Genomic DNA, 8,699 nt, shown 5'->3' on the forward strand with positions numbered 1-8,699 from the left:
GCATGTCACTCTGTGTTACCACCCAGGGCGAGAGGACCCCGGCCCTCTCGGGCCAGGGTCCTCGTCAGCAGTTCGTCAGGCGGGCCACGCCCTCAGCAAGGCCGCCACGCTTTGCACCGTGCACTCCTCGTCGCGGAGCTCGTCGACCAGGGCCCGCACCTCGTCCCATCCCGGTTTCACCTCGCGGCCGGCTGCCTGCAGGTAGGCCACGGTCACCGCCACGGCGACGGTCATATTCGACCGCTCCAGCCAGCGCAGCCGGCCTAGGGAGTGCGCGAGCGCGGCCGCCCTGGCCACCGGCCCGTCGTAGACGTCCCGGTCGAAGAGCTGCGACTTGTGCCGCTCGACCGCAGACAGCGGTACCCCGAAGTCGTCCGGGGCCGGATCGTTCTCCCCCGCCTGACTCGCGACGCTGAGGATCCAGCCGAGGTCAACCGCGAGGTTCACGCACGCGCTCCTCGATGAGGTCCCCGAACTCCTCGATCACGCCCGCTGCGGACGCCAGGAACGCGTTCCGCACAGGATCGGTGTCGGACCGCACCAGGTGCTCGATGTACTCCTGGAGGGACATGTGCCGGTTTCCGGCCGCCTGTCGGGCCTTCTCGACCGTGTCCTCGTCGAGCCGGACGTTGAGCTGTGTCTTGGCCATGTATCGATGCTAGCTCTCGCTAGCCGTGATCGGTAGCGGTTCAGGACTGCCCGCCCTGGTCCCGGGCCTGCGCGGCCGCCAGGATCCGGCGCACCAGCTGGACCCGCCCCTGGTGCACAGTGGCGACCACGACGACCAGGCCCTCCCCGTTCACCCGCATGCACGGCCTGCCCGGGCCGGCTTTGCACAGAGAGCACGTGACCTCGAGCCCCAGCTCCCGAGGCACGGCCTTGGCGTTGCGGCTCTTGTACGGGTTCCCGCTCCCGCCCGGGCGCGCGGCGCGTCGACGCCCGATCCGCCGTGGACGGCCGCTTCGGCGCCTCCTGCTGCGGGCACCCGTCCCCGTGCACCGGCTTGCCCCGAGCGAACCGGTCGCGCCAGTTCACGCTCCCCTCAATCGGGTGACCGCACGCCGCGCACACCATCGGCCCCCGGCGCCGGGCGGGAGGAGCCGTCTTCTTTTCGCCTGCTTCGCGGCCACGGTCTCGGTCGTCCCTTCGGCCCGGGTCACGGGGACGTCGGAGGCCGGTGGGACGCCGTAAGAGGGGAGCGTCGGCGTCGCGCAGTGGCTCTCCGCCCTGCCGGCCGCCACGCCGGGTCGATGCCCGGCCCCTGCTGCCTGCGACCTGGGGCGCTCCGCCCGCTGGGACAGTTCCCCGTTTGCCAGTTGTCGGGAAGGACCAGGCTGACAGTACAGGGAGAGAAGGGAGCAGGGTTTGGGTGCGGCGCTCTTGACCATCGTGGCTGCGGTGATCGGAGGCGCGGTCTCGCTGGCATCGGTCCGCCTCACCCAGCGCGGCGCTGAACGCGCCCTGGGGCAAGACCAGCAGCGGATCGACCGGCATCGTGCTGAGGACCGGCTCCATGAATGGGACAGTCGGCTGCTCGGCGAACGACGTGCGGCCTATACCAGGCTGAATCCGGCGGCACGCAGTCTGCGGGACGCGTTGTCCGACTGTTCCCACGAGCTTGAGGCCACGGGTTCCGTCGGACCGGACACGTTCGCGGACATGCCTTCGACGCTACCGAACCGGGCGTGGACACGCTCCTGCTCCGGGTCCCAAGCCACCGTCGGTCCGCGAGGTCACTTCATGGATCATGGCCCACCCCGAACACCTACGGGAGGAGGACGCAGACAAGCTGCACCGCCTGCGCGAACGCGATCCCGAACTGAATCGGCTCACCGATCACGTCCGGAAGTTCGCTGCAATGATGGCCGGGCGCCACGGAGACCGTCTCTACGACTGGATCACCGCTGCCGAACAAGACACCCATGTCGCACTGGCGTCCTTTGCCAGAAACCTCCTTCGCGACGTCGATGCCGTCCGCAACAGTCTTTCCCTGCCTTACAGTTCCGGCGCCGTCGAGGGACATCAACCGCCTGAAGATGCTCAAGCGTCAGATGTTCGGCCGAGCCGGCCTCAATCTTCTTCGCAAACGAGTCCTACTCGCCCGATGAGCCCTGGCCCGATCTGGACCACAAGATCGTCGACAGAACCCGGATCACGTTGATCGCGTCCACGAACAGCACTGGATAGACGCGGTCCAGCGGGCGGTTGGACCATTCCGCCATTCCGTCCATCACCTTGTCGGTGATCGTGGAGATGGTCGCCTTGGACACACTCGCGCCGTAGACCTCGGCCAGGTGCGCGGAAATCTCGCCATGCGTCAGCCCCTTCGCCGACAGCGACAGCACCATCTCGTCCACCCCGGACAGGCGCCGCTGCCGCTTCTTGACGATGGCCGGCTCGAACGTTCCGGCCACATCCCGGGGGACCTTGACCTCGACCGGGCCGACATCGGTCAGCACCGTCTTTGCCCGCGTCCCGTTGCGGCTGTTGCCACTGCCCCGACCCTCGGCGTCGTGCTTCTGGTATCCGAGGTGATCGGTGATCTCGCCCTCCAGGGCGGACTCCAGGACCAGCTTGGTCAGCTGCTGGAGCAGCCCGCCCTCCCCAGTCAGCTGCAGGCCCTCCGACCGGGCTCGGTCCACGAGCATCGCAACCAACTGCTCGTCACTCGCCGCCATGGCCGCCGCCGGCTCGCTGCCCGGTATCTGCTCGATGGTGGTGTCGCTCATCTGGCGTCTCCTTGATCATCGGATCCGCCGATCATTGAACACTCCCGCAACCGGCCTCAAGACCAGGCACCCAGGCATCCCGCCCCGCTGACGCCCAACCAATGCCACCAACCCGCCCACTCACACCCACAACAAAACGAGATGAGCCTGACAATGGAACGCGCTGCGCCAATGGCGCCTCCCATCGGCTTATCGGTGGGGTTTGTTGCGCGTATAACTGTTGTGCTGCTAAACAGGACCTGGATAGCGTCGTTCAGTCCCTGCACGAAAGAGGTAGTTCGCGCCATGGCTCAGCGGGTGCAGGTTCTCATGACCGATGACATTGACGGAACCGAGGGGGCCGAGACCATCGGATTCGGGCTCGACGGAATCTCGTATGCAATCGACCTCGGCGAAGAGAACGCAGCAAAGCTTCGTGATGCCCTGGCCCCGTATGTTGGGGCTGCTCGCCGTCAGCGCGGCGCGAACGGTCGCGTCCGCCGTTCTGGACCGGCCGAGCCGAAGGAAGACACAGCCGCGATCCGGGCGTGGGCGAAGGACAACGGATACAAAATCAACGACCGGGGCCGTGTGCCTCGCGAGGTTCGCGAAGCGTACGCCAAGGCGCACTGACCCCAAGGACGTTGCAACCCCTGCCCCTGCGGGCGGGGGTTTCTTCGTTTCCCCAGCCACGGGGAGCGGCCACCACGCCGGGAGCGGCTCTGGAAGGCCCATCCGACCTGACTACGCCCGTTAACCTGGTGGTATGTCAGAGCGTGTCGTCCCGGGTCACAGGGGCGGACTGATCACCCTGGGCGCTGTGGGCCGACTTGACGGTCCACAGTGCGTCCGTCTGGATCGGGCGCGTCTGGCCGCCGACGGCAATATCCATCACGTCGTGCTGCTGCCCGGTATCGCGGCCGTGCGGATCAGCAAGCGTCCGTCGGCAGCGCAGGCGCTGCCCCGCCGGACGGAACTGTTGCGGGCCATCGGTGCCGCCGGTCGCCGTACTGGAGCCGCTCACGCCCGTCACGGTCTTCGGCGGCCGTGCCGCCGTTGCCGTGTCCTGGATCGACGGGGTCGCGCCGCCCGAAGATGAAGGGGACCCGGGGCAGATCGGGGAACTCTTGCGGGCTTTGCGGGCTTTGCGAGAAGTCCCCCTCACAGCGGAACTCCGCCATGTCCTGGCCGCTGCCCAGGACCAAACGCCCACGCGGGGGCAGCCGCAGACGGCGAGGCCGCGCCCTAATCGAGGACAGCCGGCCCCTGGCTATACCCGGTGTGCGACAAGACATCACGGGAGCGACCGGCTGGGGGAGGCGGCTGAAGGTAGTCCTGTGGCGTGAGTTGGGCGATTGCTGGCTGATCGAGGGGTTTGACGCAACGGACCTTTCGAGAAGTGAGACCGCAGGCTGAGAATCTCGCCTCCTCAACGCGCACCAGGGGAATGGCCCCATGCGTATAGAACTTCGATGTCAATTTTTATGAATGTTTTAGCCCGAGGTGTGAAGTGATTTCTCCCAGTGGGCCATCGAGAACGCAGAGTGATTGCGGTACAGCCGGCGTTGCCGCGGTCGGGTGGATGGAATTTTGCGGGATGACACTGTGATAGTTTGCCGCCGATCGGACCGGCTGTACCCCTGATCTTCGATTCGGAAGAGGATAAAGCACACTGATGGCCAGGTCTCTCTTGAATAGACTCATACCCGTTCGGTTCGGATCCGTGCTGGTCACGGTTGTCCTGGGCTCTGCGTTGGGCGTCGCGCAGGCTGAGGCCGCAAGTCCGACCGTGCAGATCACCGGGTATGCGGGTAAGTGCATCGACGTTGCTGGCGCACGAACCGCGAACGGCACACCGGTACAACTCTTCGACTGCAACGGTACTGACGGCCAGAAGTGGACCATCGCTCCTGACCCTTTGGACCGTTCGTTGCGTTCTCTGGGCAAGTGCCTGGATGTGGTCGCAGGTTCCGTCGCAGACGGTGCCCAAGTCCAGTTGTACGACTGCAACGGTACTGGTTCCCAGAGATGGGTCGTCAACGCTGCCCACGACATCGTCAATCTTCAGGCACACAAGTGCCTGGATGTGACCGACTGGAATTCCGCCAACCGCACCCGGTTGCAGATCTGGACCTGTACCGGCACTTCGAACCAGAAGTGGTGGGCAACCGGGGGCGCAACGTCCCCGTCCCCCGGCGGTGGTACCGCCCCGGGTAGCGGCGGAGGCACAACTCCAAACCATGACGGAGGTGCCGCCCCGGGTACCGGCGGAGGAGTCACTCCTGATCACGGGAGTGGTACCGCTCCGGGCAACGGCGGAGGCACAACTCCAAACCATGACGGAGGTGCCGCCCCGGGTACCGGCGGAGGCGTCACTCCTGATCACGGGAGTGGTACCGCTCCGGGTAACGGCGGAGGCACTACCTCACCTTCTAGCGGGTTCGTCGTCAGTGAGTCCCAGTTCAACCAGATGTTTTCGAATCGGCAGGGAAATAACTTCTACACCTACAGTGGGCTGGTTGCAGCGCTGGGCGCCTACCCGGGATTCGCCAAGACCGGCAGTGACAGCGTGAAGAAGCAGGAAGCGGCGGCCTTCCTGGCCAATGTCAGCCATGAGACCGGTGGCCTGGCCTATGTCACTGAGCTGAACCACGCCAACTACTCACACTACTGCGACAGTGGCCAGCCCTACGGCTGTCCGGCGGGCCAGTCAGCTTACTATGGCCGGGGTCCACTTCAGTTGAGCTGGAACACTAACTACAAGGCGGCAGGCGATGCGCTGGGCATCGATTTGCTGCACAACCCTTACCTGGTGCAGAACGATCCTGCTGTTGCCTGGAAGACTGCATTGTGGTTCTGGAACACCCAGAGCGGTGCAGGTTACATGACCGCGCATAACGCGATGGTCAATGGCTCGCGGTTTGGTGAGACGGTCCGGAGCATCAACGGTTCCCTGGAGTGCAACGGGCGCAATCCGGGCCTGGTCCAGAGCCGTATCAGCGCCTACCAGCGGTTCGTGCAAATTTTGGGCACGAATGCCGGCAGCAACCTCTGGTGCTGAACCTCGCTGCAAAAACGTCCGTGGCCTCCGGCGTCATGCCGGAGGCCACGGGCTTCCGAGGGTCGTTGCGGACGACAAGCCTGCGATCTCCGAGTGCAGGAGGGCCGAACGGCCGCTCCCCGTTGACCTTCGAGCATTATTGCACGACCGTGCCACGCAGGACTGCCCAACCTGGTCCGGAAGCCGGTCGACGGCTACAGGTTGGCCTGACCCTTGCTAACCGCGCGGGACCCGTCCATGCCCAGTGATGTTCGAAGGTCCATCGGCCGGCACCCCCTTCGTAATCAGAAGCGGTCTTCGGGTCCGAATCACCTACGGATCACTTGGCGCTGAATGGGGAAACACCGACCGTCTCTGATACGGGGACGGGCTGCTGTGACACCCAGTCGGCGCCGATGCTGGAGGTTTCGCCAGGCAGCGTGACGAGTACGGCTAGTGGACGCTGGCTGCGGGCGCCGGAGACCGCAGCAGGATCTTTGAAGGTCAGACTGGCTGCCGCCTGCTGGCCGGAAGCCAGTCGAACGCCCTTCGCAGTGAGTCCGGGTATCGGCACCGCGCCCTTGCCGAACACACCGGCGCTGTCGATGAATGCAAGCCTCGGATAGCCGTTGAGGCTGCAGACATGGCCGGACAGGTTGGTAACAGAGATCTGGAATCTGACGTGCCCAGCCGATCGGTCACCGCCGACAAGGTTTGCCTTCAGGTCTCCGCTGCGGCAGCGAGAACCAGGCGATGCGGGGCGCGCAGAGTGCTCTGGCCTGGCGTCGGATTGGGCCTGTGATGCGCTGCTGTTGGTGACAGTGGTGTTGGCGGACGGGGCAGCCACGCCAGTGTTGCTGGCGGAACCACAGCCAGTCAGCAACCCGAGCAGGACAGCACCACCCGCGACAACCGCGGCTCTGCCACGGGTCGCGTCAATACAACGCTTGCCCGTTTCGGTACACCAGACAATATTATTCCCAACGCTCACATGTGCGTTCATGCTTGCAACTTCCTGTGGCTGAGTTTGCGCGACAGCGCATATGAATGGTTCATAGCACATCGTCACCGAACGAGCGAACACAGCAATTGCTCAGGATCCGATCGCCGCAGCCAGCAAGGGCAACGGCGGCCAGGAGCGTCTTTCGACGTCGCACAGAACGATAATCGACGACGCATCAATTCAAGGATGAGTCACTCAGGTTCAATACATTGGGAGGGTTTCTCTTCGGCTCACTTGGCCCTTTCCCCTCCACTCGCATCCCAGGACATGATAATTTGGTGAACGCGAACAGTTCCGGCCGTCCTCCGGTCAACCACCGGCGGTGTGGCCAGGCGGCGGAATAATCGACAGCAAAGAACGGACTCGAAGCCATGGCCAAGCCTCTGTACACCAAAGAAGAGGCTTGCGCAGCTGCGCGCACCGTGTCGGACAGAGCCCTGTACAAGAGTGGGCGGCGCGGTGCATCGTCACGAGCCAGCCGCCATGCGGGGACGCGCCGTGCACCACGAACCGTGCATCGTCCACCCCTCCAGCGTGCCGCACACCCAGCCCCGATACGCAACAGGGCGCCTCATGTTGCCGAATCGGGCCCGCATCCGTTGGAGTGGCCGTCCCACCGCCCGGCGCGTCACCCGAACCCGCCGCCGGACGATGGGCTTGAGTAGAAGCAGCGCGCGCCACCGTTCAGCGTCGCCGGCCGGCGCCCCACCACTGCAGCCCGCTCAGGCCGCCACACTCCGGAGCGGGCCGCCCCGGGTGCTCACCGTGTGCGCAGGGCGGTGAGTACCCGGACCGGCACAGGGTTCCGCGTCCGCTGGAGCGGATCGGGTCGGGTCGGGTCGGGTCGCCAGCGGCTCGACAGCACCGCAGGTCACCTGGCACACAGGGGCGTCGGAGGCGCAAGTGACGTCTCACATGGAGAAACCAGCAGGTCGGACCCGATGCCCCATCCCCCTGTCAGGTGGATGGGACATCACCGCGGCTCCCGGGCGCAGCGCAACCCAACCACCTCAGCGGGGTCGAACACCTCCGTACTGCCCATCTGGTGCCCTCGGGCGGTACCCCGCGGCCGTACGGACGCCGGAGGAATCCGGCATGAGGGCTCACTGCACCGAACCGTCTCGGCTGCGGTGCAGGGCCGCCGGTCACCACGTGCAGGCTGAGCGGGCCGGCTTCGCGGGAGTCAGGTGACGTCGAGGACCCTGACGGGCTGCCCGGCCCACTGCTCCGGGGCGGCGGTGGCGATGACCGCATCGTCGGGCGTTCGGGGGTGGGCAGGGCGGTGTCGCGGGAGCGCGGGCTCCGTCAGGGGCTTCGGAGCGCTCTTCGTCGTTTAGGGCGGTCAGGTCCTCGGAGAGTTCCGCACGACGACTGGTTTGTGGAAGCCGCCCAGTGCTGTCAGCTCACTGCCTGTCAGGTCCAGAAGGCGTCGGTGATGGTGATCTGGGGTTCGACGTGGCGGTGGATGAAGGTGTAGATGAGCCATCCGCGGCCGCCGGGGTTGGTGGAGGCCGGGGGGCGGACGGTGACCCAGTGCGGCAGGCAGGCGTCGGCGTCGATGCCGCGGTAGTAGGGGTCCGGGGCGGTGATCAGTTCCGCGCAGGCGGCCAGGACGAGTTGCCGGCCGTCGGCGGGCATCGCGTCGAATTCCTGTCGTGCCTCTGCGGTCCACTCCATCTGCCAGAGCGGCTGCGGGAGGTCGTCCGTCACTGGCCGGGCTTCACCGTGGCTGCTTCACGCCGCAGGCGGCTGTACTCGGGCAGGAGCGCAGCCGACTCCCCCGGGATCCTCGCACTTCGGGCGCGGGCCTCGAGATCGTCCAGGTGTGCTGTAAGGCGGGGGTCGCGAGCGATGGATGGCGTCCCCTCTTGTGGTGTAGCCGATCACGTCGGGGGTGTGCGCCGGGGTGCATCGGGTGGGTAGCCCCCGCTCCCTGCCCATGGGGCGG

General features: G+C 66.0%; 8 protein-coding genes and 1 pseudogene. 2 read left to right on the forward strand and 7 right to left on the reverse strand.

What is annotated here, in order from left to right; all coding sequences use genetic code 11:
* Window positions 1-75 precede the first annotated feature (75 nt).
* From ACIP98_RS38320 to ACIP98_RS38335, 4 genes and pseudogenes are all read right to left on the reverse strand, one after another.
* On the reverse strand, window positions 76-447 hold the full coding sequence (locus ACIP98_RS38320; RefSeq protein WP_401980996.1) for a fic family toxin-antitoxin system, toxin component: 372 nt from the start codon (window positions 445-447) through the stop codon (window positions 76-78).
* On the reverse strand, window positions 431-649 hold the full coding sequence (locus ACIP98_RS38325) for a DUF6364 family protein (RefSeq protein WP_401980998.1): 219 nt from the start codon (window positions 647-649) through the stop codon (window positions 431-433). The genes ACIP98_RS38320 and ACIP98_RS38325 overlap by 17 nt, the downstream gene beginning before the upstream one ends.
* 1,116 nt (window positions 650-1,765) lie before the next feature.
* Window positions 1,766-2,044: a hypothetical protein gene (locus ACIP98_RS38330; protein ID WP_401981012.1), complete on the reverse strand. Its 279-nt coding sequence runs from the start codon at window positions 2,042-2,044 to the stop codon at window positions 1,766-1,768.
* A 109-nt stretch (window positions 2,045-2,153) separates the two neighbouring features.
* A pseudogene (locus ACIP98_RS38335) lies at window positions 2,154-2,678 on the reverse strand (transposase); the annotation flags it as partial.
* A gap of 336 nt (window positions 2,679-3,014) precedes the next feature.
* On the opposite strand from ACIP98_RS38335, the gene ACIP98_RS38340 reads away from it, so the two are divergent.
* The gene (locus ACIP98_RS38340) at window positions 3,015-3,341 is read left to right on the forward strand and encodes an Lsr2 family protein (RefSeq protein WP_401981000.1); all 327 of its coding nucleotides are present in this window, start codon (window positions 3,015-3,017) and stop codon (window positions 3,339-3,341) included.
* Window positions 3,342-3,477: 136 nt separating this feature from the next.
* On the opposite strand, the gene ACIP98_RS38345 is transcribed toward ACIP98_RS38340, so the two are convergent.
* On the reverse strand, window positions 3,478-3,732 hold the full coding sequence (locus tag ACIP98_RS38345; protein ID WP_401981002.1) for a hypothetical protein: 255 nt from the start codon (window positions 3,730-3,732) through the stop codon (window positions 3,478-3,480).
* A 651-nt stretch (window positions 3,733-4,383) separates the two neighbouring features.
* Between ACIP98_RS38345 and ACIP98_RS38350 the strand changes: the two genes are divergently transcribed.
* Window positions 4,384-5,769 (forward strand): glycoside hydrolase family 19 protein, encoded by a 1,386-nt coding sequence (locus tag ACIP98_RS38350; protein ID WP_401981004.1) that lies wholly within the window; start codon window positions 4,384-4,386, stop codon window positions 5,767-5,769.
* A 319-nt stretch (window positions 5,770-6,088) separates the two neighbouring features.
* Here ACIP98_RS38350 and ACIP98_RS38355 read toward each other — a convergent pair whose 3' ends face one another.
* Window positions 6,089-6,751, reverse strand: a complete 663-nt coding sequence (locus ACIP98_RS38355; RefSeq protein WP_401981007.1) for a DUF4232 domain-containing protein — start codon at window positions 6,749-6,751, stop codon at window positions 6,089-6,091.
* A gap of 1,413 nt (window positions 6,752-8,164) precedes the next feature.
* Window positions 8,165-8,461 (reverse strand): hypothetical protein, encoded by a 297-nt coding sequence (locus ACIP98_RS38360; protein WP_401981009.1) that lies wholly within the window; start codon window positions 8,459-8,461, stop codon window positions 8,165-8,167.
* Window positions 8,462-8,699 lie beyond the last annotated feature (238 nt).

This window comes from Streptomyces sp. NPDC088354 (genome assembly GCF_044753585.1).
Classification (GTDB): domain Bacteria; phylum Actinomycetota; class Actinomycetes; order Streptomycetales; family Streptomycetaceae; genus Actinacidiphila.